At 61.0% G+C, this 26,332-nt stretch carries 18 protein-coding genes and 4 pseudogenes; 10 read left to right on the top strand and 12 right to left on the bottom strand.

Annotation, left to right across the window (positions count from 1 at the left end; genetic code table 11):
• The first annotated feature begins 133 nt into the window (after window positions 1-133).
• A pseudogene (locus tag AU381_RS25060) lies at window positions 134-1,727 on the top strand (MBL fold metallo-hydrolase).
• Window positions 1,728-1,918: 191 nt separating this feature from the next.
• Window positions 1,919-3,247, top strand: coding sequence for a trypsin-like peptidase domain-containing protein (locus AU381_RS25055; RefSeq protein ID WP_064244327.1), 1,329 nt, complete (start codon window positions 1,919-1,921; stop codon window positions 3,245-3,247).
• Between the two features lie 15 nt (window positions 3,248-3,262).
• Here AU381_RS25055 and AU381_RS25050 read toward each other — a convergent pair whose 3' ends face one another.
• The 7 genes and pseudogenes from AU381_RS25050 to AU381_RS25025 all read right to left on the bottom strand — a co-directional run bounded on the left by AU381_RS25050 (window position 3,263) and on the right by AU381_RS25025 (window position 11,651).
• Window positions 3,263-4,462 (bottom strand): efflux RND transporter periplasmic adaptor subunit, encoded by a 1,200-nt coding sequence (locus AU381_RS25050; RefSeq protein ID WP_064244326.1) that lies wholly within the window; start codon window positions 4,460-4,462, stop codon window positions 3,263-3,265.
• 118 nt (window positions 4,463-4,580) lie between these two features.
• A pseudogene (locus AU381_RS31125) lies at window positions 4,581-5,975 on the bottom strand (ABC transporter permease); the annotation flags it as partial.
• An 860-nt stretch (window positions 5,976-6,835) separates the two neighbouring features.
• Window positions 6,836-7,555 (bottom strand): ABC transporter ATP-binding protein, encoded by a 720-nt coding sequence (locus tag AU381_RS25040; protein WP_064244325.1) that lies wholly within the window; start codon window positions 7,553-7,555, stop codon window positions 6,836-6,838.
• 255 nt (window positions 7,556-7,810) lie between these two features.
• On the bottom strand, window positions 7,811-8,338 hold the full coding sequence (locus tag AU381_RS25035; RefSeq protein WP_064244539.1) for an Hsp20/alpha crystallin family protein: 528 nt from the start codon (window positions 8,336-8,338) through the stop codon (window positions 7,811-7,813).
• A gap of 468 nt (window positions 8,339-8,806) precedes the next feature.
• Complete coding sequence (locus AU381_RS25030) at window positions 8,807-9,253, bottom strand: SRPBCC family protein (RefSeq protein WP_244520130.1); 447 nt, start codon at window positions 9,251-9,253, stop codon at window positions 8,807-8,809.
• Entirely contained in the window at window positions 9,250-9,453 is a 204-nt protein-coding gene (locus tag AU381_RS29135; protein ID WP_082910351.1) for a DUF2933 domain-containing protein, read from the bottom strand. Before AU381_RS29135 ends, AU381_RS25030 begins: the two co-directional genes overlap by 4 nt.
• Window positions 9,450-11,651: a copper-transporting P-type ATPase gene (locus AU381_RS25025; RefSeq protein ID WP_064244324.1), complete on the bottom strand. Its 2,202-nt coding sequence runs from the start codon at window positions 11,649-11,651 to the stop codon at window positions 9,450-9,452. Before AU381_RS25025 ends, AU381_RS29135 begins: the two co-directional genes overlap by 4 nt.
• Before the next feature lie 101 nt (window positions 11,652-11,752).
• On the opposite strand from AU381_RS25025, the gene AU381_RS25020 reads away from it, so the two are divergent.
• The 3 genes from AU381_RS25020 to AU381_RS25010 all read left to right on the top strand — a co-directional run bounded on the left by AU381_RS25020 (window position 11,753) and on the right by AU381_RS25010 (window position 15,702).
• Window positions 11,753-12,409 carry a CBS domain-containing protein gene (locus AU381_RS25020; RefSeq protein WP_064244323.1) on the top strand — a complete coding sequence of 219 codons (657 nt, stop codon included), beginning with the start codon at window positions 11,753-11,755 and terminating at the stop codon, window positions 12,407-12,409.
• A gap of 177 nt (window positions 12,410-12,586) precedes the next feature.
• On the top strand, window positions 12,587-14,959 hold the full coding sequence (locus AU381_RS25015) for a phosphoketolase family protein (protein WP_064244322.1): 2,373 nt from the start codon (window positions 12,587-12,589) through the stop codon (window positions 14,957-14,959).
• 107 nt (window positions 14,960-15,066) lie between these two features.
• Window positions 15,067-15,702: a Spy/CpxP family protein refolding chaperone gene (locus tag AU381_RS25010; RefSeq protein ID WP_064244321.1), complete on the top strand. Its 636-nt coding sequence runs from the start codon at window positions 15,067-15,069 to the stop codon at window positions 15,700-15,702.
• Window positions 15,703-15,945: 243 nt separating this feature from the next.
• On the opposite strand, the gene AU381_RS25005 is transcribed toward AU381_RS25010, so the two are convergent.
• Together AU381_RS25005 and AU381_RS25000 are read right to left on the bottom strand one after the other, a co-directional pair.
• The gene (locus tag AU381_RS25005; RefSeq protein WP_064244320.1) at window positions 15,946-16,545 is read right to left on the bottom strand and encodes an NADPH-dependent F420 reductase; all 600 of its coding nucleotides are present in this window, start codon (window positions 16,543-16,545) and stop codon (window positions 15,946-15,948) included.
• Window positions 16,546-16,571: 26 nt separating this feature from the next.
• Window positions 16,572-17,324 carry a 3-oxoacyl-ACP reductase family protein gene (locus AU381_RS25000; protein WP_064244319.1) on the bottom strand — a complete coding sequence of 251 codons (753 nt, stop codon included), beginning with the start codon at window positions 17,322-17,324 and terminating at the stop codon, window positions 16,572-16,574.
• A 110-nt stretch (window positions 17,325-17,434) separates the two neighbouring features.
• Between AU381_RS25000 and AU381_RS24995 the strand changes: the two genes are divergently transcribed.
• Together AU381_RS24995 and AU381_RS24990 are read left to right on the top strand one after the other, a co-directional pair.
• Entirely contained in the window at window positions 17,435-18,364 is a 930-nt protein-coding gene (locus AU381_RS24995; RefSeq protein ID WP_064244318.1) for a LysR family transcriptional regulator, read from the top strand.
• A gap of 458 nt (window positions 18,365-18,822) precedes the next feature.
• Complete coding sequence (locus AU381_RS24990; protein ID WP_064244317.1) at window positions 18,823-19,788, top strand: MBL fold metallo-hydrolase; 966 nt, start codon at window positions 18,823-18,825, stop codon at window positions 19,786-19,788.
• 169 nt (window positions 19,789-19,957) lie between these two features.
• Here AU381_RS24990 and AU381_RS24985 read toward each other — a convergent pair whose 3' ends face one another.
• The 3 genes and pseudogenes from AU381_RS24985 to AU381_RS24980 all read right to left on the bottom strand — a co-directional run bounded on the left by AU381_RS24985 (window position 19,958) and on the right by AU381_RS24980 (window position 22,171).
• On the bottom strand, window positions 19,958-20,893 hold the full coding sequence (locus AU381_RS24985) for a LysR family transcriptional regulator (protein WP_064244316.1): 936 nt from the start codon (window positions 20,891-20,893) through the stop codon (window positions 19,958-19,960).
• Window positions 20,894-21,296: 403 nt separating this feature from the next.
• Window positions 21,297-21,419 (bottom strand): annotated as a pseudogene (locus AU381_RS30895) (oxidoreductase); the annotation flags it as partial.
• Window positions 21,420-21,430: 11 nt separating this feature from the next.
• Complete coding sequence (locus AU381_RS24980; protein ID WP_064244315.1) at window positions 21,431-22,171, bottom strand: SDR family oxidoreductase; 741 nt, start codon at window positions 22,169-22,171, stop codon at window positions 21,431-21,433.
• A 113-nt stretch (window positions 22,172-22,284) separates the two neighbouring features.
• Here AU381_RS24980 and AU381_RS24975 point away from each other — a divergent pair.
• The 3 genes and pseudogenes from AU381_RS24975 to AU381_RS24965 all read left to right on the top strand — a co-directional run.
• Window positions 22,285-22,959, top strand: a pseudogene (locus AU381_RS24975) (LysR family transcriptional regulator); the annotation flags it as partial.
• A 763-nt stretch (window positions 22,960-23,722) separates the two neighbouring features.
• Window positions 23,723-24,742, top strand: coding sequence for a LacI family DNA-binding transcriptional regulator (locus AU381_RS24970; RefSeq protein WP_064244314.1), 1,020 nt, complete (start codon window positions 23,723-23,725; stop codon window positions 24,740-24,742).
• 284 nt (window positions 24,743-25,026) lie between these two features.
• Window positions 25,027-26,286 (top strand): ABC transporter substrate-binding protein, encoded by a 1,260-nt coding sequence (locus tag AU381_RS24965; protein WP_064244313.1) that lies wholly within the window; start codon window positions 25,027-25,029, stop codon window positions 26,284-26,286.
• Window positions 26,287-26,332 lie beyond the last annotated feature (46 nt).

Here is a 26,332-nt window from a genome sequence, read left to right as displayed (position 1 = left end):
GAAAGGCGGTTGACCAACATTAGAAGTTGGGAGGTTCTGGCCGGATCATAGCATCTTTGATCCGCATCAAGTCGCCCGTCTGCGCAAGTGTGCATGTTTAGATCTGCCGTTCTTAAGATCAGGGCCTTGAACCATGGCGATTGAACCGACCATCCGTTTTCATGGGGCAGCCGGGACCGTTACGGGTTCCTGCCAACTCGTCGAATTCGGTGCCACGAAGATCCTGGTCGTCTGCGGCCTCTTTCAAGGGTCAAAGACCGAGAAAGAACTGAATTACCGTCCCTTTCCCTTTGATCCCAAGAAGCTCGATGCCGTCATCCTCACACATGCGCATATCGATCATTCCGGCCTGCTGCCGAAGCTTGCCCGGCTTGGCTACGACGGCCCGATCTTTGCGACTCCCGCCACGACAGACCTTTGCTCCGTCATGCTGGCGGACTCCGCTCATATTCAGGAGAGCGAAGTCGATCAGCTCAATCGACGCAATCTGCGCCGGGGCCGTGAGACCGTGACACCCATCTATACCGCCCGCGATGCCGCCGTCGCGGTCGAACTGTTTCGGCAGGTGCGTCTTGGAGCCTGGGAAGGGGCGGGGGAGGGAGTCCGTTTTCGATTCTGGAATGCGGGACATCTGCTCGGATCTGCCTCGGTCGAGATGGAGATCGATACCGGGCCATCTGCAATGCGATTGCTGTTTTCGGGCGACATCGGTCCCCGCCACAAGCTCTTGCAGTTCGATGCGAAAGCGCCGACCGGCTGGGATTATGTCATTTGCGAGAGCACGTACGGCGATGTCGAGCGCGAGGAAGCCGACGATTCCGTCCGGCGTAATATTCTGCGATCGCAGGTCTTAAACGCGACGCATCCGAACGGCACTTCTCATCCCCTCTTTCGCGGTGGAACGCACGCAGGAACTGCTGACCGATCTTGTCCATCTGATGGAAGTCGGCGCCGTTACCAGATGTCCAATCATCATTGACTCTCCCCTCGCGACCCGTGCCAGCGAGATTTTCCGCCGACATGCGCGCGAGCTTGAAAACGGCGACGCTCTTGTCAGGGCCATCGAGTCGAGAAACGTTCGGTTCACGGAGACGGCAGAGCAGTCAAAGGCCGTCGACCTCGTCAGGGGCTTCCACATCGTCATCGCCGCGAGCGGAATGTGCGAAGCGGGGCGGATCCGGCATCGCTTGAAGAGTTGGCTCTGGCGCGACGAGGCGACAGTGCTGCTGGTCGGGTATCAGGCGAATGGCACGCTCGGGCGCCTTCTCGAAGAGGGTGCTTCGGTCGTGCGCATCCAGGGGGACGACATCAGCGTCAGAGCTCGCATCAGGAAGCTGGACATCTATAGCGGCCATGCCGATGGCGAGGAGCTTGCCAACTGGGTGCGTGCGCGGCAGCCGATCAACGCCGGTGTCTTTCTGGTCCACGGAGAGGACGACGCGCTTGAAGGGCTCCGGGAACGTCTCTCCACCTTCTTAGCGGAAGATCGCCTGATCCGTCCGCGACTGGACAGCATATTCCGTCTCCGTTCGCAAGGTGCAGTCGAAGTATCCGAAGCAGTCGCTCCGCCACGCATCGATCCGCTGCGGGCGGGAAGGACGGATTGGCACAATGAATTCCAGAAGCTCGTCCTCGACCTTCAGGACGAATTGGCCAAGGCCGCGGACGATAAGGCGCGTGGAGGCGTGATCCGCCGGCTGCGCCGCGCCCTACAGGAAAAACCATGAAATGCCGATGCGGGCCCATCACGGCGAGAGCATCTGAGCACGTGCTGGCGTCAGGCTGGCGCTGATGAGTCCATGCTCCTGATCCGCGTCGACCACGCGCATGCCGGCACGAAAGTCGCGAATTGATGCGCGCCAATGCAACGGGCGGCGAATCCGGCTGAGATCTCAGCGTCAATCCATGGAGGGCGACGATGCTCAAGATCTCGAGACTGCTGGTCTTAGCCGTCCTATTCGACCCCTTCAGAGAAGCCGCCGAAGCGACAGACATCGACGCGGGCGTATCCGCGATGCTGGAGCAGGTGCAGCCTGCGGTGGTCAGCATCCGCACCGTCAGCAGCGGGATTTTCAGAAGCGAGTTGCTCGAGGATCCGAATGTACGCAAAGTCCTCGGTCTTCCGGATGAGGTATTCATCGTTCAAACAGGTGCGACCGCGACAGGCTCCGGCGTGGTCATCGATCGGGAGGGAGGCTACATCGTCACCAGCCGTCACCTGGTTGCCGATGCCGATGATGTTTCCGTGACGCTCGCGGACGGACGGGTTTTCCAGGCGGACAGGGTAGGGGAGGATGCGCCGACCGACCTCGCGGTAATAAAGATCGATGCCTCGAGAATCGCTGCACTCAGGTGGGGAAATTCATCCGAACTCAAGGTCGGTGATTTTGTGGCCGCGGTAGGCAGTCCTTTCGGCCTGGCGCAGACGGCGACGTTCGGCATTGTAAGCGGCTTGGGCCGCTCGGGCCTCGGTGCCGATGAATATCAGGATTACATCCAAACCGACGCGGCCATCAATCCGGGGAATTCCGGCGGAGCGCTCGTCAATGTCTCTGGCGAATTGATCGGCATTGCGCGCGGGATCGCCGCGCCGGATCAGACGAGTACCGGCATCGGCTTTGCAATTCCGTCTAATGTCGTGGCGCAGATCGTCCGCGAACTGATCGCCCACGGAGAATTCAAGCGAGGCTGGCTCGGCCTTTCAGTGACGGCCGCAGCGGATGCGCAAGACGGGAGGGCCACTCAGGAGCCAGGGCTTTTTGTGAACGAACTCGCCTGCAATTCGCCGGCGGAGAGGCAAGGTGTACGCCTTGGAGATGTGATCATGGCCCTGGACGACCGCGCCTTCCCGACGGAGTCAGCCTTCAGGAATGCCATCAGTCTGCTTCCGGCGAACGCCCGCATCACGCTCGATATCCGTCGGGGAGAAGCGTCGCAGAAGCTGAGCGTGACGCTCTCGGATCCGGCCGCTGGTCGCGACGCCTCTGACCAAGGCTCAGTCGTCGTTGAATTTCCATCCGCGAGCGGTTCACCGGTTTGTGCGCCGTCAGGAGCGGTCCTCGTCGATGTTGCGCCAGGTAGCACCGCCTATTCGTTCGGAGTGAGGACCGGCGACTACCTAACGGCGATCAACGGCAAACCTCCCGTGTCAGCCGATCAAATTGGAAGCGTCTTGGAGGGCACGGAAGGCAGCGGTTCCATCGACATCCTGCGCGCAGGAACCGCATACCGCATCGATGTTCAATAAGGCAAACGCGTCCGGCTACCGCTCCACGATAGCGACCCCATCCTTGATCCGATCGCTCGGGTAGAGAATGACTCGATCTCCAGGCAAAAGCCCTTCTCGGATTTCGACTGCGAGGCTGTTCCTCTGACCGACGCCGACGGGGCGCAGTTGCGCGCGTCCCTCTGCGGCGACGAACACGGCCCAATCTTCGCGTTGCCGGAACAGGGCGCCAAGCGGCAGCCTGAGGACTTCGCCTTCGAACAGGATGACCCGCACGTCGACGCGATAACCATGCCCGAGCGAACGCCATCGTTCCGGTGGATCGGCAAAATCCAGGACGACATCGACCCGCTGCTCCTCGATACCGAGGGCCGACACCTTGGTTTGACCGAAGGGCTCGATGCGTTGCACGACAGCCTTAAGATCTTCTCCGCCCCAGCCGGTGACGAGCGCTTGCTGGCCGGGCTTGATCCGGACCGCATCCTCCGAGAGGAGATTGGCGACGATTTCCAGATCCGCAGGATCACCGATGTCGAGCAATGGCGTTCCTGCCTCGACGACGCCTTCGCTGCGGCGCATGACCTGCAGGACGACGCCGCTCACCGGCGCAGTAACGGCGATGCATTCGCACGCACCGCTGCGACTCCTGATCTCCTGGCGCGACAAGAGCCGCGACCGGGCTTGATGAAGCTCGTGCTCGCGCACTTTCAGACCAGCTTCGGCCGTAGCGAGATTGGCTTGTGCGACGCTATAGGCACGTTCCGCATCTTCCAGGGAGCGTTGCGAGATTGTCCTGCGCTCGATCAGCATTCGGGCGCGGGCGCGCTCTCCCTCGGCAAAGGTCAGGTCGGCCTTGGCCTTGTTGAGTTCTGCGGCGGCGAGATTATGCGCGGCCCGAGCTGCCTCGACCGCGGCCTGCAGCTCCGCCTCCGTGCGCGCGTCGAGAAACGCGGGCGCAGCGGGCTCGATCTGCGCGAGCAAGGTTTCCCCCGCCTTGACGATGTCGCCGGGCTCGGCGGTGATGCGTTGCAACTGACCACGCAACGGCGCGTGAAGTGTGTAGACGTCGCGCACCCGCGTCTCGCCCTCCTCGTCGATCGTCACTCGCAACGTTCCGGCCTCCGCAACGGCAAGGTCGACCTGAATAGGCTGCGGCCGCAGCGCATAGGCAATGCCGGCCACGAGCAGGACCAGTAAGCTGCCCCAGATGGCCAATCTGCGCTTCGCGACGCTCACAGGCTACTCCCTTGTCTTCAGCACGGCGATCAGATCCAGGCGATCGAGCCGCCGGCGCACGAATTGCGGCGCAGATCAGCGTAGCCGTCAGCGCGATCAGGGCTGCCTTGCCGAAGGTCGCATCCCGCAGCACCAGCGGCACGCGGTAGAGTTCCGTCTCGAAGGCACTCGTCATGTACCACGCGAGGCCGTAGCCGATCGCCGCGCCAAGTGGCACCGCAATCCAGGTGAGAATGCCGGCTTCTCCGAGCAGAATGTAGGAGATCTCCCAACGGCTGAAGCCGAGGACACGCAGTGTCGCGAGTTCGCGGGCCCGTTCGGAAAGCGCAATGCGGATCGAGTTATAAGTGACGCCGACGGAGAGGGTCACTGAGAAGGCGACGAAGAAACCGATGAAAATGAAGATCGTTTCGCCCATGGTCTTGTAGAAGGTGTCGATTGCAGCCTGGCGGAAAAGAACGGAGGCGATGTTCGGGACATCCTTCAGTCTCTCCAGCAGGTTCGTGCGGCTGCGGGCATCCACACGAATATGCAGGCCACTTACGACGCGGCCATCCCCGGCGATGCGATTGAGCGCGGCCATGTCCATGTAGGCCGGCGTGCCGAGGTAAGTTTCGAAAATCTGCGCCACCGGCAGGGTCAATCGAGCCTGACGGCCCTCCAAGAGTTCGACGGCGACGGTGTCGCCGACCCTGGCATTCAGAAGTTCGGCGAGCTTGCGCGAGATCATGACCCCGCCCGGAGGAACCTCAACGCGGCCACGCTCGACGTCGAAGACCGGACTGAGGACGGCGCCGTCCCGAACGCCGATGATTCCCTGACGCTCGACGATATGCCCGTGGCTGATGCGCGCCGATGCATGGCGATAAGGTTCCGCCGACAGCACGCCAGGCAGATTCTCGAAGTCTGTCACCGTGTCTACGGGCTGCAGCTCGTTGAAGGCAACGGTCGCATCCTGGTGCTGCCCACGCTCGAAAGCCGTTTCGGCGAGGGAGTCTATAGCGTCCACCCATTGCAGCGCCATGATCAGCACGGCGATCGACATTGCGAGACCGAGGCTGGCGAGGAAAGCCCTGACCGGCCACCTGATGATGCGCCGTAAGATCATGCGCGACGGTTCGTCGAGCGCGCCGGCAAGAGCCGTTCGAGAAGCCCAGCTACGCCGATAGATCGGCGGGGAAGGTGGGAGCATTGCTTCCGCAGGCGCAAGCCTGACAGCGCGGCGCACGGTGGCGAGGCTGCCGGCAAGCGCCGCACCGAGGCTGATCGCACCGGCGATGACGAAGCCGGCAGGTCCTGGACGATAGAGCAGAAACGGAAAGCGATAGAACTTGGTGTAGAGTTCCGTATTCCAGTGGCCGAGCCAGGTACCGAGCAACGATCCGATCAGGACGCCAATCGTGCCGATGACGAGCACCATCTTGGCGTAATGCCAGCCGATCGCCAGATTGCCGTAGCCAAAGGCTTTCAGAAGGCCGATCTCGCGGCGCTCCGTCTCGATCAGCCGTGCCATCACCATGTTGGTCAGGAACGCCGCGACTGCCAGGAAGATCATCGGCATGATCCGGGACATGTTCTTCTGCTGGGCGATTTCGCTTTCCAGGAACCAGTTCGAGGTCTGGTCGGCGCGACCATAGGCACCGATGCCGCCGAAGGGAGCCAGGAGGCCGTCGAGCCGCTGAATGACGTCCTTTTCGTCTGTGCCGGCCAGGAGACTGAGGCTAACGCTGTTGAAGGAGGCTTTGAGGTCGAAGGCGGCCGCCAGCGCATCGTGGCCCATCCACAGGATCCCGAAACGCTCGTCGTCCGGCATCAAGCCGCCGGGAGCGATCGCATAGACGAATTCAGGGCTAAGGGCGGTACCGACGACGTGCAACGTGCGTTTGCGCCCCCTCAAGACTGCTTCGAACGTGTCGCCGGGCTTCAAGCGGTGGGCTTCCGCGAAGGGCTCGCTTACGACCACCTCGTCCGGGCGCGTCGGGTCAATCAGGCGACCGCTGCGGATTACCAATGCGTTCAGTAGCGCAGGGCCTCGTTCGGGCAGCGACAGCAATTGGGCAACGACCGGCTCGGCAAAGCCCGGCATGTCGAGAATAGCGCCTTCGACTATGCGCGTTTCGGCGAGGCGAACACCTGGGATTTCCGCGATGTCGCGGCCAAGATGTTCGGGCACACGCTTTGCCTGGGCAAACACATCAGCAAAGCGCGTCCGCTCGTAATAGGCGGCGGTCGTCTCCTCGAGCGCCTCGATCGTCGTCAGTGCCATGATGAGCAGCGCGGTACCGGACGCGATCACCAGCGCGATGGCAAGAACCTGGGCCTTCAGCCTCCAGAGTTCACGAAGCAGCTTTCGATCGAGACTGCTCATCATGCTCACCAGGCGAGTTCGCCGGGGGCGCGTTGAACGGCATTCTGCCGCGTTTCGACAATGCGCCCATCGGCAAAGTAGAGCACGCGATTGGCGATCTCGGCAATGACGGCGTTGTGGGTGATGAGCGCTGTGGTCGTGCCAAGCTCACGATTGATCTTGAGGATTGCCTCGAGCACGAGGACTCCCGTCTTGCTGTCGAGTGCGCCCGTTGGCTCGTCGCAGAGAAGCAGATCGGGGCGCTTGGCGATGGCACGGGCGATGGCGACGCGCTGCTGTTCGCCACCGGAAAGTTGCGCCGGGAAATGGTCGATCCTATCACCGAGACCCACGATAGAAAGCGCCTCGTCCGGTGACATTGGATTTCTGGCGATCTCCGTCACGAGGGAGACGTTTTCGCGCGCGGTCAAGCTAGGGATGAGATTGTAGAATTGGAAAACGAAGCCAACATGATCTCGGCGGTAAAGGTTGAGCGCGCGTTCACTATCCATCCTTAGGAGCTGGCCGCGAAACGTGACCGTCCCGCCCGTGGGCGTATCAAGCCCGCCAAGGATATTGAGCAATGTCGACTTGCCGCTCCCCGATGGCCCCAATAGAACGATCAGTTCGCCCTCGCTGAACTCCACGTCCACCCCGCGCAGGGCGTGAACTTCTACCGCGCCCATCCGATAGATCTTGGTGAGCTCGTGTGCCTCAAGGGCAATCGCCGATCCATCGTTCTCCACTACAAGCTCCTCGGAGTGCCTGCGTACCGTTGACTCGCGCAGTTCAGGTAGATTGGGAAGTGCACCGCGCGATCTCAGGCATGTGAACTTTAGCAGATCATTTGACATTCGGCGGTGACTCGCGCGCTGCGGCCGAGAACGTTGGGCAGCAGCAGCAGCACCAGTTCGGTGTGCACCTCGGGAGCATCGAATAGCCGTGACGGGCCTCCCGTCCGCAAAGGTGTTGAACTATTGCGGACGGGGAAGGCGGGATGGTCAAGCGGACTTGATCTGGATCTTGCGCTCGTTCTGCTGCGCTTCCTGGGTCTTCGGCAGGGTTACCGACAGAACGCCCTTCGAGAAATTTGCAGCAACCTTTTCTGCATCGACTCCATCCGGCATCCGGAACGTCCGCTGGAACGAGCCATAGCGGCGCTCAGAGAGGACATATTCCTTCTTCTTCTCCTCTTTCTCCTCCTGTTTCTCGCCTCGGATGGTCAGGATCCCATTGGAGATGGCTACCTCTATGTCCTTTTCTTCCATCCCCGGCAGTTCACAGGTGATCTCGTATCCTTTTTCTGTCTCCGCCAAATCAACGGCCGGCGCCACGTCCAGGTCTGACAGCCGCGGCACCCGACGCATGAGGGCGGAAGCCAGGGGGCGATGCCACAGGTTTGGAGCAAAGTCGTCGAACAGCCGATCGATTTCGGATCTGAGGCTCTCAAAGGGGGGCCACGACTCCGCACGACGCTCGACGCCTTTTTCTTCCGACTTGATGGGCAGTTTGGTTGCAGGTTCAGCCATGGCTGGTTCCTCCTTCAAAGCGGTGGTTCCAGGCTCGTCTCGCCGCTGGTTGCTCATGCGCGCGGCCGCAAGCCAGTCTGGCCGACTTCTCCCGGCGCTTCTCCGCCGGTCGCCACCCAGATGAGATCATTAAACCGCTGTGCTGTGGCAGCCTCATTGATCGGCGTCAAAGACCGGGTGCTCTGTAGAAGCCGGAAGCACCGAGTTTCCGGCCTTCCTCACTCTTTTCCAATCAGCACAGCACTCGAAAGCCGCTTAGGCGTTATGGATCGGTGATTTGCCGGGGCTTTTGATCGAATTCCTTAAAACCTGTCGTGGGGCATCGCCAGATCTGTGTCGATAATCTGTTGACTGCCAGCAGTCCAACCAGAGTGGAGTCGCGATTACAACAGGCATGTTATGGCTCATGCGCACATCGATTCACCGCACGCTAGCAAAACGCGTCCGCTGCGTCCTTGGCCATCCGGTTTACGCACCAGCGTGCGTAGATCGAGCCAAACAGGGGCCGAGAAGCTTGCCCGCGATCGTCGCTGGATAGCCGTAGTCAATGAACACGCGCAGTCGCGATGCAGCACCCGAGGCGCTGATCTCGAATCCCATCCGGTAGCCCCCGATGACGAGGAGGTTCGGACGGCCTCGCGTCTCCCACACCTTGCGACGGGGTGGCTGCCGCTCGACGATTACTTCTTCGACCGAAAGGACGAGGCCAAGTATGGAGCCCCGCATCTTGATAAGCGAGCCGACAGCGCGGCCTTTGGCTTCGTCGAACTCGTACGACATGCTCCCGCCGAGCATCATCATCGAAGGCTTCTGCATGTGCGAGCCGAGACTCGCCTGGTCATCGAGATGGTCAAAAAGGACTTCCGCGGGCGTCCCGACATCGACAATGGCTTGTGCCGCGTATTCGTAAGTCATGTGAGATCGCCCGTTTTCCTGTGGTGGCCCTGGTGGCGATCACCGCCATGACCATGCAAAAGGTGCATCAACGGACAGGCCAGCAGCAGCAGGTAGGGTGCGAGCCCAAGTGCATGTTGCCAGTGCTCGCGGAGAACGAAGAACGCGACGATTACCGCGAGTGAGGCGGCGAACAGTATCCATCTGCGATCTAAGGTCATATCCGAGCACTCCTCAACCTGAGCGAATTGCCGATGACGCTGACCGACGAAAGCGCCATGGCGGCTGCGGCGATGATCGGCGAAAGCAGAAGGCCGAGGGCGGGGTAAAGAACGCCAGCCGCAACCGGGACGCCAGCGGCGTTGTAAATGAACGCGAAGAACAGGTTCTGCCGGATGTTCGCCATCGTAGCGTGACTGAGCTGCCGCGCCCGTACAATGCCCCGAAGATCGCCCTTCAGCAGCGTTACGCCCGCACTCTCGATTGCCACGTCCGTCCCGGTTCCCATCGCAATGCCGACGTCGGCGGCGGCAAGGGCAGGAGCGTCGTTCACGCCGTCGCCCGCCATGGCGACGATCCTGCCTTCGTTACGCAGACGCGCGACGATCTCGCTTTTATGCTCGGGCAGGATTTCCGCCTCCACCTCGGTGATGCCAAGCTTACGAGCAACGGCATTGGCCGTGGTCTTGTTGTCCCCGGTGAGCATGACCACACGCACGCCGTCCTTGATCAGCGCCTCGACGGCGGCGGGTGTCGTCCCCTTGATCGGGTCGGATATTCCGAACAATCCGGCGAGACGACCGTCGATGGCCGCGAAGATGACGGTCGCTCCTTCACCGCGCAGCTCTTCCGCCTTTTGCGAGAGGGCGGAGACGTCCACCCCTTCCTCGGACATGATCCGGTGGCTGCCGATAACCAGCCTGCGGCCATCGACCAGACCCGTCACTCCCTTGCCAACCGGGCTGTCGAAGTCTTCCGCCTTTCCCAGTGCAATTCCGCGCTCGTTGGCGGCCTCGACGATTGCCGCCGCGAGAGGATGCTCGCTCGACCGCTCCAGCGTTGCTGTCAGTCGCAGCAGCTCATCCTCGGATATGTCGCTTACGGCAACGACTGATTTAACTTTCGGCTTGCCTTCAGTCAGGGTCCCCGTCTTGTCGACGACCAGTGTGTCGACCTTTTCGAAGCGTTCGAGCGCCTCGGCGTTCTTGATCAGCACACCGACGCTTGCACCCTTGCCGACGCCGACCATGACCGACATCGGAGTGGCGAGGCCGAGCGCACAGGGGCAGGCGATGATCAGCACCGCCACCGCGGCGACAAGTCCATGGGTGAAGCGAGGTTCCGGCCCGACAGCCATCCACGTGGCGAATGAGATGATGGCGATCAGAATAACAGCGGGAACGAACCAGCCAGAGACTTCGTCGGCCAGGCGTTGGATGGGAGCGCGAGACCGTTGGGCCTCGGCGACCATGCGGACGATCTGCGACAGCATGGTGTCGCGGCCGACTTTGCCCGCTTCCATGACGAAGCCGCCCGTCTTGTTCATCGTGCCGCCGATCAGCTTCGCGCCCACCTCCTTGGTGACCGGCATCGACTCCCCGGTGATCATAGATTCATCGACCGAGCTGCGGCCCTCGACGAGAGCCCCGTCAACCGGAACCTTCTCGCCCGGACGAACGCGTAGCCGGTCGCCGACGACAACGGCTTCGAGCGGCACGTCCTCGTCGCTGCCATCGCTGCGGATGCGGCGGGCGGTCTTCGGCGCAAGGTCGAGCAAGGCGCGGATTGCGCCGCCCGTCTGCTCACGCGCCTGCAGCTCCAGCACCTGTCCGAGCAGCACCAGGACGGTGATGACGGCGGCCGCCTCGAAGTAGATCGCGACCGAACCTTCCTCAGAACGGAACGTCGCTGGAAACAGACCGGGGAAGACGGTGGCGACCACGCTGTAGACCCAGGCGGCGCCCGTGCCCATGGCGATCAAGGTGAACATGTTCAGGTGTCGGGTGAGGAGGGACCGCCAGGCCCGCTCGAAAAAGGGAGCGCCTCCCCAAAGCACGACAGGCGTTGCGAAGACGAGCTGCAGCCAGTTCGACGTCTGGGGGCCGAGCAGCATGTGCAGGTTGGTGAGATGACCGCCCATTTCGAGCGCCAGCACAGGCAGCGTCAGAACCAGCCCGACCCAGAACCGTCGCCGCATGTCGATGAGTTCCGGACTGGGGCCGGTTTCGGCGGTGACGACTTCCGGTTCGAGGGCCATGCCGCAGATCGGGCAGTTGCCGGGGCCGATCTGCCGCACCTGCGGGTGCATCGGGCAGGTGTAGATCACGCCTTCCGTCAGCGCGACACGCGAACCCTCCGCTTGAGCGGTCGGGGCGTGCTCATTTGTCCGACTGTGACGATGGCTCGGATCAATACCCATCCCGGCATGGTATTCATTTCAGCAGTCAATTCTTTGACCAAAATCAATCTCGTGCTCCGCGGTGCCGGGTATGCTGTGCCCACTAATCGGAGGGCATTAGGATGCTGGCCAGAGACATTATGAACAAAAAGGTGCTGTCGATCAGCCCCGATCACAGCGTGAGTCACGCAGCGCGCACAATGCTCGAGGCCAGAATAAGCGGCCTGCCTGTATCCGACGACCGCGGTAGGCTCATTGGCATGTTATCGGAGGGCGACTTGTTGCGGCGTGCGGAGCTGGGGCTGGCTGCGTGGGATGGCACTGGGCGCGCCGGAGCGAAGCCGGAAGCGTTCATCAAGGGGCATAGCTGGCGCGTCGGCGACGTGATGACGCAGCCTGTTGTCACGGTTGATGAAGACGTTCCCCTTGGCCGCGTCGCTGAACTCATGGCTGCGAAAAGGATCAAGCGAATTCCGGTCATGCGAGGGGAAGAGATGGTGGGCATTATCACGCGCAGCGATATCCTTCGCACCATTGCCGCCTCTGGGCCTGATGTTGTCGCTGCCGGTGACGAGGCGGTGCGGCGGGCCGTCCTGGCGCGGCTTTGTTCTGATCTCGGCCTCGACAGAGGGTCGATAGACGTGACGATAGAGCACGGAAACGTCAATTTATGGGGCGAGGTCAACAGCGAGACGCTGCGCGAGGCGGCCCGTGTCGCCGCCGAGACGATCAGCGGTGCCGGCGGCGTCAGGAATAGACTGCGTATTGTTGGGAACTGAGCGCAGAGCCATAACGGGTACCGCTGGTTCGAGCCGAACCCTCTTCTGTCGGGACTACACGATTTTCACTGCCTGAGGACCGGCCCAGCATCATCCGCGCATGTTGCCAGGGATCATATTCGATCGCAGCCAGTTGTGCTTGGTCAACGATGTCCTCACCAGGAAGGATTCCTCCCGATGACCGATACGCTGTCGCCCGAACTTCTGGAGCAAATGGACGCCTATTGGCGAGCCGCCAATTACCTTTCCGTGGGGCAAATCTACCTTCGCGACAATCCGCTCCTGAAACAAAAGCTCACGCTGGACCACGTAAAGCCGCGCCTGCTCGGCCACTGGGGCACGACGCCGGGATTGAATTTTCTCTATGTCCACCTGAACCGGCTGATCCAGGCACATGACCTGAACATGATCTATGTCACAGGGCCGGGTCACGGCGGCCCCAGTCTCGTTGCGAATACCTATCTTGAAGGAACCTATTCCGAGATTTATCCCGAGATCGGCCAGGATGAAGCCGGCCTCAAGAAACTGTTTACGCAGTTCTCCTATCCGGGGGGCGTCCCGAGCCACGTGGCGGCAGAAGTGCCGGGATCGATCAATGAAGGCGGCGAGCTTGGCTACTGCCTCATGCATGCCTACGGCGCAGTCTTCGACAATCCCGACCTGATCGCCGCCTGCGTCGTCGGTGATGGAGAGGCAGAGACGGGAGCGCTCGCGACGAGCTGGCACTCCAACAAGTTCCTCAACCCGGCGCGAGACGGCGCGGTTTTGCCGATCCTGCATCTCAACGGCTACAAGATCGCCAATCCCACAGTTCTTGCCCGCATCAGCCATGAAGAGTTGGAGGCGCTGTTCCGCGGCTATGGCTACGAGCCGCTGTTCGTCGAGGGATCGAATCCGCGGCAAATGCACCTGCTTATGGCGGCAGCGCTCGACGAGGCCCATGGGCGGATCGTCGAAATCCAGCAGCAGGCGCGCAGCGCGGGATTTTCCGGTCGCCCCGTCTGGCCGATGATCGTACTCCGCTCTCCGAAGGGTTGGACAGGCCCACGAGAAGTCGATGGCAAGCAGACCGAAGGCTCCTGGCGTTCGCATCAGGTGCCGCTTTCGAAACTAGCAGAAGTGCCGGAGCACCTCGGACTTCTCGAAGACTGGCTCAGGAGCTACCGCCCTTGGGAGCTGTTCGACGAAAACGGCCGACTTCGCGCAGACTTGCGAGACCTCGTACCAAAGGGCGACCGTCGCATGGGGGCAAATCCTCATGCCAATGGCGGTCTTCTCCTGCAAGATCTCAAGCTGCCGGATTTCCGACAATACGCGGTGGAGATCAGTACACCGGGAAGCCGGGCGGCAGAGTCGACCCGCATCGCCGGCCTCTATCTTCGCGACGTGTTGAAACTCAACGCGGAAGAGCGGAACTTCCGGATCTTTGGGCCCGACGAAACAGAGTCGAACCGCCTGTCGCCGGTTTTTGAGCTAACAAGTCGCGCTTTCACCGGCGAGATATTGGACAGCGATAACCAGCTAGCGCCTGACGGCAGAGTAATGGAAGTGCTGAGCGAGCATCTCTGCCAAGGCTGGCTGGAGGGGTATCTGCTGACAGGGCGGCACGGCTTCTTCTCGTGCTACGAGGCCTTCATCCACATCGTCGATTCCATGTTCAACCAGCATGCCAAGTGGCTGAAGGTCTGCCAAGACATCCCCTGGCGCAGGCCGATTGCGTCGCTTACCTACCTTCTGACATCGCACGTCTGGCGGCAGGACCACAACGGCTTTTCGCATCAGGACCCCGGCTTCATCGATCACGTCGCGAACAAGAAGGCGGACGTCATCCGCGTCTACCTTCCGCCGGATGCCAATACGCTTCTATCGGTCGTCGACCACTGCCTTCGGAGCCGCGACTACATCAACGTGATCGTCGCCGGCAAACAACCACAGTTGCAGTGGATGGACATGGACTCGGCCATAGCGCATTGCAAAACCGGGCTCGGCGTCTGGGATTGGGCCTCCAATGACGAAGGCGATCCGGATGTGGTGGTCGCCTGCGCTGGCGACATACCGACTATGGAAGCACTTGCTGCCGTCCTAATTCTGCGCGAGGCGTTTCCGTCGCTCAGGCAGCGGGTCGTCAACGTCGTCGATCTCATGGCATTGCAGGCCCCCAGCCAGCATCCGCACGGCGTAGCCGATGATCTTTTCGACCGGATGTTCACGACCGACAAGCCGGTGATCTTCGCCTATCACGGCTATCCCTCTCTCATTCACCGGCTGACCTACCGCCGCGCCAACCACGCCAATTTTCATGTGCACGGCTATCAGGAGGAAGGGACGACCACGACTCCCTTCGACATGACCGTGCTCAACAGGCTCGATCGATTCCACCTTGCGAAGGCAGTCGTCGACCGAGTCCCGTCTCTGGCCGCGTCACGGGAGGGCTTCGCCCGCTTCATCGACGAAAAGCTCGCCGAACATGACGCCTACATCCGCGAGAATGGAGAGGACTTGCGGGAGATACGGAACTGGCGATGGCTGGCTCGGGACGTTGATGTGTGAAGGCGACGTCTGCCTAGCCAATCCGGACTTGATCTGCGTCAAGGTGAGGATTTCTCGGCAATCGTATCCTTTGAGTCAAACCATTATGCAAGGTGAGGAGAAGTCAAATGGGCACGCTGCGAACTTTCCTGCTGGCTACTTCACTGCTTATGCTGGGGACGCCAGGCCTTGCCGAAGACGCGCATCATCCCGAGGCCGCCGCGGGACAAGCGAGTGAAAAAGCCGCGCAACAGCAGCTTCCCGCTGCCAACCCGAGCGCCACGATGCCGAGCGGCATGATGTGCGGTGACATGATGGGCGGCATGATGCGCATGATGACCGGCGGACAAAATCCCATGGGCATGATGGCCGGTCAGGCACCTATGGGGCAGACCGGCATGAGCGCGATGGCGCAGATGACGGCCCCTGAACACATCGAGGGGCGTATTGCCTTCCTGAAAACGGAGCTCAAGATAACCTCCGAGCAGGAGTCCTTGTGGAGCGCCTTCGCTGAGGTGCTGCGATCGAACGCTCGCGGCGCACAGGATGGCATGATGCAGATGCCTGGCGGAATGGAAGGGGCGAGCCGAGCCGTTGAAAGCCCATTGCAGCTTATTGAACAGCGGGAAGGCACCTTAGCCAACAGGCTCGAAAGCATACGCAAGTTGAAAGGCGCCCTCGCTCCTCTCTATCAGTCGCTCAACGAAGCGCAGAAACAGATGGCCGACAGGCTGCTTGTGCCTCCAATGATGGGATATATGTAAGATTTTGCGCAAGCGGCTGCTCTCGGGCAGTCTGCGGGCGTTGCGGGCGCTATCGGCGAGCGGCAGCTTCGGGTCGTGACCGGTCGTCTGCTGCGGTTAGCCCGAATGGCCGAGATGCGGACTTTCAAGTCGTTCGAATTGGCGGTTGGTAGGGCCGAATTCAGCCCAAAGCGGTCTAATAGGCGACTTTGTGGATGCAAGGGAAGGCCGGAAGCAAGCGTTCTCGCTCCCGGCAAATCTCTCTCATCCAAATTTCACAAGGTTGAGTGCGGGGAGCGGACCGCCTGGGAACTGCACGAGCTTTCCACCGACCGAGACCGGACCGAGATCGATCCCCGCGAAGCCCAGCTTGGCGATCAATGCGCCAACTTCGGCCTTCGACCTCGCCTCGTCTCCCGAGTAGAAGAGGACGCGGCTTCCACCTTCGGCGCGCGGATCACCAAAGAGCAGATGCGGAGGGAGATGGTTAAACGCCTTTACGACACGGGCGCCTGGCACCAGGTCAGTGAACACTTCGGTCGACAGTCGACCATTGAGCTCCGCTGGCTGGAAGAGAGGACGCTCGATCGGGTTGTTGGCGTCGATCACGATGCGCCCGGCCCAATCAGGAAGACCCGCCAAGGCCTTTGGCAACTTCGACCACGGCACGGCGACCAGTACGAGATCGGCCTTGGCCGCTTCCTCGACAGTGCCTACCGTGATGTGTGGTGTCAGTTCGCGTACGAAGTCCCGAAGCGTGTCCGGACCGCGGCTGTTCGCGATCGTTGCGGCGATACTGTTTCGCGCAAGCGCGCGGGCGAATGCGGCGCCGATCTCGCCGGCGCCAATGATGCCGATAGACATTGGTAGTCTCCAGGTTGGATCGCTGATCAGGCGGTGAAGCCGCCATCGGCGACGATGTCAGCGCCGGTTACGAAGGCAGCCTCGGGGCTGGCGAGATAAGCCACGACACTGGCGACCTCGTAGGCCTTGCCGTAGCGGCCGATCGCCATACCGGGGCCGACGATCTTCGAGACGGGACCTCCATCCGGATTCATGTCGGTGTCGGTCGGTCCAGGGTGCACGGTGTTCACGGTAATCCCCTTGGGACCGAGATCGCGCACGAGGCTGCGGTTGAAGCCGGCGACAGCTCCCTTCGTCAGCGTGTAGAGAGAGGCTGTCGGAAAGGCTGCATAGCGGACCATGGACGAACCGATATGGATGATGCGACCGCCCGATTTCATGCGGCGTGCAGCTTCCTGCGTGCCGACGAACACGCCGGTCACGTTGACCGCAATCATGCGCTCGTAGTCTTCGAACTTGATGTCCTCGATCGGACCACCAAGTGCGATACCGGCATTGTTGACGAGGATGTCGAGAGAGCCGAAGGTCTCCTCCGTCTTGGCCACCGCGGCACGCACGGATTCAGGATTACCGGAGTCGGCATGGATGGCGATGGCACGACCGCCTGTGTTTTCGATTTCCTTCACGACCGCGGCTGCCTTCTCCGGCGAGGCGCTGTAGGTGAGAGCGACTGCGGCTCCATCTGCCGCGAGGCGCTGTGCGATGGCCGCGCCGATAGAGCGCGAACCGCCCGTGACGAGAGCGGTCTTGCCGGACAGTTTCAAAGAGGTGTCGGTCATTGCGTTCACTCCATTGCTTGGTTTCGACGGAGTGAATATCGCTCTCCTATTCCCCTATGATTAGACGGAATTGGCTGTTATTAATTTCAAGCATTCGTTGAAAGAAGAAAATGGAAACGCTGGCAAATCTGGAATCCTTCGTTCGCAGCGCGGAACTTGGCAGCTTCTCTTCCGCAGCCCGTAGGATGGGGTTGACTCCAGCCGCAGTGAGTAGGAACGTCGCCGCCCTCGAAGCCAACCTGAAGCTCCGGCTCTTCCAGCGTAGCACGCGGAGTTTGACACTGACGGAGGCAGGCGAGCGCTTCCTCCATTCGGTCCGTGATCACCTGGAGAGCCTTCAAGTTGCGATTGCCGAGGCTTCAAATGAACAGGCCGAACCGGCGGGCGTGCTGAGACTCAGCATGAGCCCCACATTTGGGGTTGAGTATATTCTTCCGACCTTGCCCGAGTTCATGACCCGATATCCGCTGATCAGGCCGGAATGGATGTTCGAGAACAGGCAGGTTGACCTGATCGGCGAGGGATACGACGCGGCAATAGGCGGTGGTTTCGATCTGACGCCAGGCATCATCGCAAAGACACTGGCCTCGGCTCACATTATAGCGGTTGCCTCACCATCCTACATGCAGGGCCGTGTTCCTCCTCATGATCCGTCCGGTCTGGTTGAGCTGGACGGTATCGTCATGCGTTCGATGCGCACCGGTCGAATCCGGCAATGGCAGATGAGGAACGTCGCAGGCGACGAGCAGCCGGCGGTGTTGAAGGAAAGGATCGTCGTCAACGACCCGGCCGCAATGCGGTCCGCCGCGGTTCTCGGACTAGGCGTCGCCATGATCGCGAAGCCGGACGCGCTGCCCTACCTGGAGAACGGCGAGCTTGTCCGGCTGCTACCTGCTTGGTACGCCGATGCTGGTCCGATTTCGGTTTACTATGCGAGCCGGACCTTGCTACCCACCAAAACCCGCGTGTTTATCGATTTCCTAGGCGAGGTCTTCCAACGCGAGAGGTGGCCAGAACGGTTCGCAGGTACGTTGGGTTGATTTCCGCTTGTGGCGCATCTAAGCCGCTGGCCTCGACACCTGGAAGGACCGCATAGGGCTCAACCGCGCCGATCGCTGCGGGCAAACTGCACGGCCGAAAAGCGGACTTTCAAGTCGTTCGAATTGGCGGCTGGTAGGGCCGCGTTCGGCCCGTAGCTGCCGCTCGCCGATACGGCCGATATGTCCGTGCTGGGGGCGCGAAGCGGACGTTCACCTTTCTTGGCAAGCTTCGTTCTTGGAACAAGTGTCGGTGCCGTGGTGTGCTAATCGCAACTCGGGACCTGCAAACCCGTCTCCCCTCACGCAATAGACTCATGCGAATTGTATCTATTTTCGAGACAATGCGGTCCATTTTCATCGCCTACTGCGATCATCCGATCCCGATTAGGTTTCTGCTCACACCAGTTGGCCATCAACATGGAAACGGTGAACGAAACGTCAAACATCGGAGAACTGCCATGCTCACCCGTAGAGGCCTCATCAAGAGCGCAGCGGCGCTCGTCGCAGCGGGAACCGTTTCGGGCGGGTTCACCCCGGCCCTCGCGAAGGCACCCTTTCAATCTTTCCAGGCTCCCGGCTTTTACAGAATGAAGCTTGGGAGCTTCGAATTGACGGCGCTTTCGGACGGCACTATTCCGCTGCCTCTTCCGGAGCTTTACACAAACACCGACGCCGAAGATGCGCGGAGAGCGCTGGCCGCGGCGTTCATGGGCACGCCGACAGATACGTCGGTCAACGCCTTCCTCGTCAACACGGGGGAAAGGTTGGTGTTGATCGACGCCGGCACGGGCAGCTATCTCGATGGTGCGCTCGGCGAGCTCGTCGCCAATCTCGAGGCGGCCGGCTACAAAGCGGACCAGATTGACGACATCATCCTGACCCATATCCACACCGACCATTCCGGCGGGCTGACGATCAAAGGCAAGCCGGTGTTCGCCAATGCGACCGTTCACGTCAACAAGCGTGAACATGCTTTCTGGCTGGAGACGCCGGTGGAGAGCCGACCGGCCAATGTGCCGCTGAGCTATTTCGTCGAGGCGCATGAGAGTCTGGGGCCCTATGCCGAAGCCGGCAGGGTTCGGACCTTCGCCGATAATGCCAGAATCTTGCCGGGCATCGGCTCGATCCTGCGGGCCGGGCACACGCCGGGGCACAGCTCGATCGTTGTGGAAAGCGCCGGCGCGAAGATCGTTTTCTGGGGTGACATTACCCATGGAGACGTGCTTCAGTTCGACGAGCCGGACGTGGCGATCCAGTTCGATACGGATCAGTCCGAGGCCATTCGTGCCAGAGAGGCGGCCTTCGCGCATGCGGCCGACGGCAAATACCTGGTGGCCGGCGCTCATACTGCCTTCCCGGGCATCGGCCATGTTCGCCGCGATGCGACGAATTACGACTGGGTTCCCATCAACTACGCCTCTTGAAATGACCCATCGCGGCGCAACGGAGCGGAGCCCGTTGCGCCGGTTCCATGTCTGGGCGGCACCGATCGCCATCGGTCCCGGCTTCGATAGGCCCCTGTGCGACCAACCAACTGATTGCGACCACCGGGAACATGAAGCCCTCCTCACCATGCCCCTGCCGCAGAGCCGATCAGTGCGAAGCGGCCAGATTCTCGTCGCGGATCTCAGTGAGGTTCAGTCTCGGCACCAGAAAGTCGAGGAACGCCCTGACCTTTGGCGGCTGGATACGTCCGCCGGCTCTCATCGCGTAAAGCGTGGGGGCCGGCCCGGACCATTCGGGAAGCACGCGGACGAGACGTCCTGCGGCAACGTCCGACCTGACACGGAGATGACTCGTCATCTGCAGACCTTCGCCGGCCAGCAGAAAGCCGTGCAACCCTTCGGGATCGCTGGCCACCGCAACGGGGCGTACCGGGAACTCGTGGCGCCGCCCCTCGAGTGTCAGAGGCCAGGCGTGGACCGGCTTGTCGAAATAGAACTGTGTCAACAGGCAAGCATGACTGACGAGCTCTGCCGGGTTCGAAGGGCTTCCGTGTCGTTCAAGATAAGCGGGAGCCGCATATATGCCCATTGGCAGATCGCCAAGCCGGCGGGCACTGAGCGAGGAATCGGGCAAGGGCCCCTCCGACAGACGCAGCGCGATATCGATCTCCTTGGCAACGACATCCAGCACCTCATGGGCCAGAAGCAACTGCGGATAGACATCCGGGTAGAACCTTCTGAATTCGCTGAGCACCGGCGCCAGAATGCGCGTCGACAACCAGTGTGGGGCTGTGATCCTGAGCCAGCCCTTGGGACGTTGCTGCAGCTCGGCCACAGCGCTTTCGGCATCTTCGATATCTTTGACCAAGCCCTCGCAACGCTGGAAGTAGATCGTGCCAGCCTCGGTGAGCTTCAGCCTGCGCGTTGTCCTGTGGAGAAGCTGGGCCCCTAACCGCGCCTCCAGTTCCTGAACCTTGCGGCTGATCCGCGTCTTCGGCGTTCGCAGCGCCCGCGCGGCACCGGTGAAGCTACCCTCCTGCACGACCTTTACGAACGCCACCGTATCGCTGAAGTCACGCAGCATGGACCACCCCCATTTGCCGCCGAATCCGGGACAATGAAGACCGATTTCGCCGGAGAATCAAGCCAATTCAATTCCTCTATGTCTCGATTGTCCCAATTTTAATGAAGGCAGAAGGAGAATGGAAGTGCCAAACCTGAACGAGACAGTCCCGGAGGCGCTGGCTATATTCCCAGCCTGCAATCCTCCGGCGCGGCCGAGCCCCGGTGCGCGAACTGCAGCTTTCCCACGGTCGGAGACATCTGGGGTGCTTATATGCGCTGGACCGCTTTCGGTTTTCACGGCCACTCTCTATCTGCTGGCCGGGCAGCGTACGGGTGTTGTGATGTCGGCCAGCGGCGGTCATTTGTCTTTTTCTCCGCAAAGCGGCTGCCGGCCCCTTCGCCTGGAGCTTCCGCTTCCACCTCGCATTGCGGCCGGCGATGTCCCGCATCGAGGCATAGACGGTGTGGCCGGCGCGGGCGAGGACCTCGGTGGTCAAGCGGCCAAAGCCGCTTGACGAGCCGGTGACGAGAACGATCTTGGACATGGCGAGATCGGTCAGATCATGCCGCCGTTGGCGCGCAGCACTTGGCCGTTGATCCAGCCGCCGTCGGGGCCGACGAGGAAGGCGACCGCTGCGGCGATGTCCTCGGGCGTACCGAGCCGTTCGAGCGGGTTCATCTTCGACATGCGCTCGATCAGCTCGGGCGACTTGCCGTCGAGGAACAGCGCCGTCGCGGTCGGTCCCGGCGCGACGGCGTTGACGGTGATCGAGCGGCCGCGCAGCTCCTTGGCGAGAATGGCGGTCAGCATCTCCACCGCCGCCTTGGTTGCGGCATAGATGCCGTAGCTCTCAAGCTTGAGCCCGACGACACTGGTCGAGAAGTTGACAATGCGGCCGCCTTCACGCAGGCGCTTCGCCGCCTCGCGCAGCGTGTTGATCGTGCCCCTGAGATTGATGGCGATTTGGCTGTCGATCAACGCGTCGTCGCCGTCGGCGAGCGTCGCCAGTTTCATGATGCCGGCATTGTTGACGAGGACGTCGATGCCTCCGAAGGCGGCCTCGACGCTGTCGAACATGCGGGCGACCGCGGCTGCGTCGCTCACGTCGGCCTGGACGGTGAGGACCTTGCCACCCGCCTTCTCGATCTCGGACGCGAGTTCTTCGGCCGGGCCGACTGAGCCGGCATAGTTGATGACGACCGTATAGCCGTCGGAGGCGAGCCGGCGGGCGACAGCCGCGCCGATGCCGCGTGAGGCGCCGGTGACGAGGGCGATCTTTGTGCTGCTGTTTGTCATGGGATGTCTCCTTGAATGTCTGGCCCGGTCCCTTCGGGCGATCTACAAGTGACACTTCCCAAGAGGCCTGTAATCAGGCATTTTTCGGGAACTTCATTCGGGAAACTCGGACAATGGACCGGATCGATTCCATGCGCGTCTTCACGCGGGTCGTAGAGCGCCGCAGTTTTGTCCGCGCCGCCGAAGATCTGGACCTACCCGCCTCCACGGCGACAGATGCGGTGAAGCAGCTCGAAGCTCGGCTTAAGGTTCGACTGCTGCAGCGGACCACGCGCCAGGTCCGCGTCACGCTGGACGGTGAAGCCTATTATCGGCGCTGCCTGTCCATCTTGGCCGATATAGAGGAGGCAGAAACCGCCTTCAGCGGCACCAGGCCCAGGGGCTTGCTGCATGTGGATGTGCATGGCGCCCAAGCTCGGCGCTTCATCGTGCCAGCCCTGCCGCAATTCTTCTCGGAATATCCCGATATCGAACTCTATCTGAGCGAGACGGACCGCTATGTCGATCTGGTCGGCGAAGGTATCGACTGCGTGTTGCGCAGCGGCACGCCGAAGGAGAGCGATCTTGTCAGCCGACGCATCGCGCTGCTGCGGGAAGTCACGGTCGCCTCGCCTGATTACACCGCGCGCTTTGGCATGCCCGAAAGCTGGAATGAACTGGAAGGACATCGCATGGTCGGCTTCCGTTCCTCCGCGACGGGTGGCGTGCTGCCGCTGGAATTCATGGTCGATGGGGTCGCCAAATCGGTGGCGCTGCCCATGACCTTGTCGGTTGGTGGCGGCGATACCTAGCCTCGGAGGACCGCTCACCCACTCACCTGTGCCGCCGACGAGACACCTGGAAGGACTGGATTGGGCTCAATCGAGCCATTCCGGTCCTCGTCCCTACGGCCGCATAGGGTGGGGAGCGGAAGTTCACTGCGAAGGGACAGGACGGCCGCTTTGCGGACCCTTTCGGCCGTTCGGGGTCCGTCGTCGTCCCTCAAGCCGGTCCTGTGTGCGTTCGATGCGGGATCGTCTGGGAGCTGGGTTGTTTTCGTGATTGCTTTGGCGAGAGTATCCTCGCCTTGACCGACCAGGAAATCCTCGGCATCTAATCCATTGGTGATCGCGGACGAAGCCGCTGTTGGTCGTCGTCTCGATGAGAATCGGCGCCACCCAGGAGGCGGCGAAAGCATGTTCAGTACCGAAGGGCGAAACGAAGCCCCCGGCCTGATGTCAGGGGAGATGTGGAGCTCTGCCGTAGCGTCGAGTGGGCGTATGGCCCCTAGATGAACTCATCCTCGGCAATTTCGAAGGAATGCGCGGTTTGCCTTGCCAGAACTCATTCCTTTCCTCCCCGGTGTAAACAGTGATTGCTTGCTCATCGGCGCGCACAAAGGGATAACGGCCGCATTCTCTCTCGCGCAGCATCCTCCTCCAGGAAAGCTACGATCATCACGTCTTCACATCGGGCAGAATGCATAAACTCGGTGTGACGACGTTGTCAACAATATTTGTCGACGTTGTCATTGAACTGATTTATGGTGCACTGAGCAGGAGAGATGAAGGCATGGTCAGCATAATCAGCGTCGCCAAGGCGGCCGGAGTGTCAAACAAAACCGTCTCGCGCGTCATCAACGGCGAGCCGCATGTGACGGAAGAAACGCGCGAGCGCGTAGAGAAGGCGATCCGGGATTTGGGCTATGTTCCGAACATGGCCGCGCGCCAGATTCGGTCGAGCCGCTCCAATACATTCGGTATCATCACCGACTATGTTTCCACGACGCCCTATTCGGTCGACATCGTACGCGGGATCCAGGACTGGGCGAACGCCAATGGGAAAACCATCCTGATCGCAAACACAGTGGGATCTTCCGAGAGGGAGGCGACAATCTGGAAAATGTTCCAGTCCCATCGCATCGATGGCGTTCTCTATGTGACGATGTACCGCCGCATCGTCGACCCCGCAGCCGGCGATGTCAGCATTCCAACAGTGATGGTCAATTGCAGGCCGCAAACCGCCGAGGACTGGCCGTCTATTGAGCCTGACGACTTCCAAGGCGCGCAGGATCTGACCCGCCATCTGCTTGAACGTGGGCATCGCAAGATCGGTTACATCCGGCTCAACCCGATCCTGTTGGGCGCGGAGCTCCGCCTCGACGCAGTCCGCCAGACCGCGAGGGAATTTGGTCTGGCGGACAGCGACCTCTCCATCCGTCTTGGCATGGAGGGACCGGTTGGCGCTGAGGAGAACTATGTCTTCGCGGCGGCGACCGAGATTCTTCAACAAAGGGATCGCCCGACCGCGATCATGAGTGGCAACGACGAGATGGCGATTCAAATCTATATCGCAGCCATGGCATTGGGCTTCAGAATTCCGCAGGACATCAGCATCGTCGGCTTTGACGATTTCCGGACAGTCTCGATGGCGCTGAAACCCCAACTGACCACTGCCGCGCTGCCTTACTATGATCTCGGCCTTCAGGGCGCGGAGTGGTTGAATAGGGTGGTGGCGGGCGACAAGATCCGCCCGAGTCGTCGCGTTCTGGCGTGCAATTTGATCGAACGCGATTCTGTGTGTTCGGTGTGAAACAGCTGTCTGGAGTCGAAGGTTCTCAGGGTTGGCAGCCGGGCACACCGGTCGCGATCATCTAACCCGAGATCTCGGGTATACCGCTGAGTAGGGCGTTTCCATTCTGCGCATCGTCATCTCAACCATCTCGCGCCGCTAATCGTCCGGGAACTCGTCAAGAATTGCGAAACTGGGCATGACAACGTCGACAATTCGTATTGACAACGTCGTCAACACAGCATTATGCTTCCTCTATGTAAAAGCCCGGGTGAGGATCTCGGGCTTAAAACAGGGAGGAAACGATGAATAGACTGCTTAGTGCCAGCGCGCTTGCGCTTGTGTTCATGGCGGCCTCCGCCCGAGCCGAAACCATCAACGTCCTGGTGGAAGGTGGCGGCGAGATGCTTCAGAAGGCGGTAGCCGAGAAGTTCACCGCCGAGACCGGTATTGAGGTGAAGTTCACCGTCGTTCCCTATCAGGGCGTATTCGACAAATTCTCCGCGGAGATTGCTTCCGGTTCGTCGGCATTCGATGTCGTAACGATCGACGTGGTCTGGAATGCAAAATTCGCAAAACATGTCGAGGATCTGTCGGCTCTTTTCACCGACGCGGTTCGCGCGGACCTGCCGCCTGCCTTGCTCGCTGACGCGAAGGTCGGAGACAAACTGATCGGGATGCCCACATGGGCGAACGCCGAGATTGTCTTCTATCGAAAGGACCTGTTCGATAAGCCGGAGGAAAAAGAGGCCTTCCAGGCGAAGTATGGATCTCCCCTTGCTCCGCCCAAGACCTGGCAGCAATGGCGCGACATAGCAAAATTCTTCACGCGCGACACTGACAGTGACGGCAAGGTCGATTTCTGGGGCACCGACACCATCGGCACCTTCTCGGAGGAATGGATGGCGCATGTGCTGCAGGCGGGCTCGCCCGGCGTGATCCTCGACAAGGATGGCAAGGTCATCATCGACAACGAGGCGCACAAGAAGGCGCTCGAGTTCTACATCGCACCGCACTGCACCGATCATTCCGTCCCGGAAAACGTCAACGAGATCGGTTGGGGCGAAGCGCAGAACCTGTTCTATCAGGGCAAGACAGCGATGATGAAATTCTGGGCGCACGCCTACAAGATGACGCCAGAGGATTCAAAGGTCAGCGGTAATGTCGGCGTCGCTCCGATGCTCGCCGGCGATGCAGGGATCGCAGCTATTCCCGGTCCCTGGTACAATGTCGTCCCCTCGACTTCACAGCACAAGGAAGCGGCGAAGAAGTTCATCGCTTTTGCGATCGCCAACAACGCTTTGGGCATCGAAGCCCCGCTCGGCCTCGCCGCGACGAATTCCGCCTATAGCAGTTATGCCAGCAAGCCCGGTTACGAGCACTTCACGCCGTTGCTTGAGACGCTGGGTGCGCCTGCAACGCAAGGCCGGCCGATCAACGAGAAATATCAGGAAATCGTCGACGAAGCCGTCCTGCCCGCGGTCCAGCAGGCGCTGACCTGCAAGGCCGATGTCGGCGAAGTCCTGACGGAAGCCAAGGAAACGATCGAGGACATTCTCGACTAACCTCGTACGTTCCTCAATCGCGGGCGGATCTATGCCGCTCGCGCCA

It is taken from the genome of Sinorhizobium glycinis (genome assembly GCF_001651865.1).
Classification (GTDB): domain Bacteria; phylum Pseudomonadota; class Alphaproteobacteria; order Rhizobiales; family Rhizobiaceae; genus Sinorhizobium; species Sinorhizobium glycinis.
This window is presented reverse-complemented; position numbering and strand designations above follow the sequence as displayed.

What these genes read in the sequence shown, in the direction of transcription:
- AU381_RS25055 (WP_064244327.1), top strand. Translation starts at nt 1,919, where the DNA reads ATGCTCAAGATCTCGAGACTGCTGGTCTTAGCCGTCCTATTCGACCCC.
- AU381_RS25035 (WP_064244539.1), bottom strand. Translation starts at nt 8,338, where the DNA reads ATGGCTGAACCTGCAACCAAACTGCCCATCAAGTCGGAAGAAAAAGGC.
- AU381_RS25030 (WP_244520130.1), bottom strand. Translation starts at nt 9,253, where the DNA reads ATGACTTACGAATACGCGGCACAAGCCATTGTCGATGTCGGGACGCCC.
- AU381_RS29135 (WP_082910351.1), bottom strand. Translation starts at nt 9,453, where the DNA reads ATGACCTTAGATCGCAGATGGATACTGTTCGCCGCCTCACTCGCGGTA.
- AU381_RS25025 (WP_064244324.1), bottom strand. Translation starts at nt 11,651, where the DNA reads ATGGGTATTGATCCGAGCCATCGTCACAGTCGGACAAATGAGCACGCC.
- AU381_RS25020 (WP_064244323.1), top strand. Translation starts at nt 11,753, where the DNA reads ATGCTGGCCAGAGACATTATGAACAAAAAGGTGCTGTCGATCAGCCCC.
- AU381_RS25015 (WP_064244322.1), top strand. Translation starts at nt 12,587, where the DNA reads ATGACCGATACGCTGTCGCCCGAACTTCTGGAGCAAATGGACGCCTAT.
- AU381_RS25010 (WP_064244321.1), top strand. Translation starts at nt 15,067, where the DNA reads ATGGGCACGCTGCGAACTTTCCTGCTGGCTACTTCACTGCTTATGCTG.
- AU381_RS25005 (WP_064244320.1), bottom strand. Translation starts at nt 16,545, where the DNA reads ATGTCTATCGGCATCATTGGCGCCGGCGAGATCGGCGCCGCATTCGCC.
- AU381_RS25000 (WP_064244319.1), bottom strand. Translation starts at nt 17,324, where the DNA reads ATGACCGACACCTCTTTGAAACTGTCCGGCAAGACCGCTCTCGTCACG.
- AU381_RS24995 (WP_064244318.1), top strand. Translation starts at nt 17,435, where the DNA reads ATGGAAACGCTGGCAAATCTGGAATCCTTCGTTCGCAGCGCGGAACTT.
- AU381_RS24990 (WP_064244317.1), top strand. Translation starts at nt 18,823, where the DNA reads ATGCTCACCCGTAGAGGCCTCATCAAGAGCGCAGCGGCGCTCGTCGCA.
- AU381_RS24985 (WP_064244316.1), bottom strand. Translation starts at nt 20,893, where the DNA reads ATGCTGCGTGACTTCAGCGATACGGTGGCGTTCGTAAAGGTCGTGCAG.
- AU381_RS24980 (WP_064244315.1), bottom strand. Translation starts at nt 22,171, where the DNA reads ATGACAAACAGCAGCACAAAGATCGCCCTCGTCACCGGCGCCTCACGC.
- AU381_RS24970 (WP_064244314.1), top strand. Translation starts at nt 23,723, where the DNA reads ATGGTCAGCATAATCAGCGTCGCCAAGGCGGCCGGAGTGTCAAACAAA.
- AU381_RS24965 (WP_064244313.1), top strand. Translation starts at nt 25,027, where the DNA reads ATGAATAGACTGCTTAGTGCCAGCGCGCTTGCGCTTGTGTTCATGGCG.